1 protein-coding gene is annotated in these 1402 nt (G+C 35.0%); it reads right to left on the reverse strand.

The genetic code is table 11. The features are described from left to right. Positions 1-69 precede the first annotated feature (69 nt). Positions 70-1263: an ISL3 family transposase gene (locus CW357_RS18015; protein WP_119417449.1), complete on the reverse strand. Its 1194-nt coding sequence runs from the start codon at positions 1261-1263 to the stop codon at positions 70-72. Positions 1264-1402: the final 139 nt, after the last annotated feature.

A 1402-nucleotide genomic window follows, 5' to 3' on the forward strand; every position in this document is an offset into this window, starting at 1 on the left:
TGGTTCTTTGTCAAATGTGGTGGTGTTTAAATTCCACAAATACTCTACTCTTTTGAAGTGAGTGTGATTTTAAACACTCACTTCTCTTACAACTTGACGCCATAATATTTTCTTTCGCAGTCTTGAGAAGTTTTTAATTCCGTAAGATGTTCGTTTAATTACCTTTGTTGTATTGTTTACCCCTTCAATATATCCATTACTATACGGATAGACAAATGAGTTTAATATCTCTGTTTTCCATCGTTTATATGTTCCAACAACCGACTGAAATGCCTCTATATTCGAATTCGCTACTAATTCACACCATTCTTCCAAACCTGCTTTCGCAGTGCAACAATTGCTTGTTTTAAACCATTCATCCAATTTATTTTTCAATACATAAGCTTCTTGTAATTTGGGTTTATCTTTTAATAACTCGTCGACTCGATTTTTTTGATCCTCCTTCAATTTAAACGGTGATTTCCACAAAAGTTCTTTACTTCTTTTACACAAAATACGGTCTTCTTTTCGAAGTTTATTTTGTATTTCTCTTCGTACCTTATCGAACCCCCAGTATGCTTGTCTCATATAGTGGAATCGATCCGCCACAATTAAAGGATTTCCAAGAGCTTTTCGAACGGCTTCTTTAAAGCGTTTCGATAAATCCATGACAACCACTTTTACATTACTCGTATCACATTGACGAAAATAATTTTCGATTGTTTTACTTAGTCGGTCCGGCAAAACATCCATAATTTTTTTATTTTGCACATCGACAATAATCGTTTGAAATTTTTCTTTATCAGCATCTCCTTTAAACTCATCAATCGCTATGACTGCTGGAAGTACACAATTTACCTGAATCTGACGCCGATCAAATAGACGAATTACTTGATTGGTGCTTAATCCCGTCATTTTCCCTGCAGCCTTAAAAGAGTGATCCCCAACATAGGTTAATACTTGTTGTTCAAGGGATCTTGTATGACGTTGATAACGTTGGATAAATGATAATTTTTCAAAGAATGTCTTCTTACAAGCTGTACATAAATAACGTCTTTTTCGTAGATGGATTCTTACTGGGCGATCTTCTATCAAACGCCCTTTAATTGGTTGAATACGATAACTGTGTACTCGTTTCGTTTTTGCACCACAATTCGGGCAAGTTTGTGTTCTTTGTTTCGTTTGTAGCCAGAAATGAAACTCATGATTTTCCTCTTTCATTTCCCATAATTCCACGTGTTTATCTTTAATTCCTAGTAGTTCCATGATAAAATGTTCTTGCATCCATACTCACTCCAATCCTTTTTTGCGCCACATTAAAGGTATCAAAAAGAGTGAGTAGGATGTTATTTTTTTGTGCATTTTTAGAAAGTTGTCAAAGTCTTGATTCTATTGACCACACCACCACATTTAGTATAGAGCC

Origin of the sequence: Rummeliibacillus sp. TYF005, assembly GCF_003844195.1 — a bacterium.
Classification (GTDB): Bacteria; Bacillota; Bacilli; order Bacillales_A; family Planococcaceae; genus Rummeliibacillus.

Excerpts from the sequence above, each read along its gene's own strand:
- CW357_RS18015 (WP_119417449.1), bottom strand. The coding sequence starts at position 1,263 with ATGCAAGAACATTTTATCATGGAACTACTAGGAATTAAAGATAAACAC.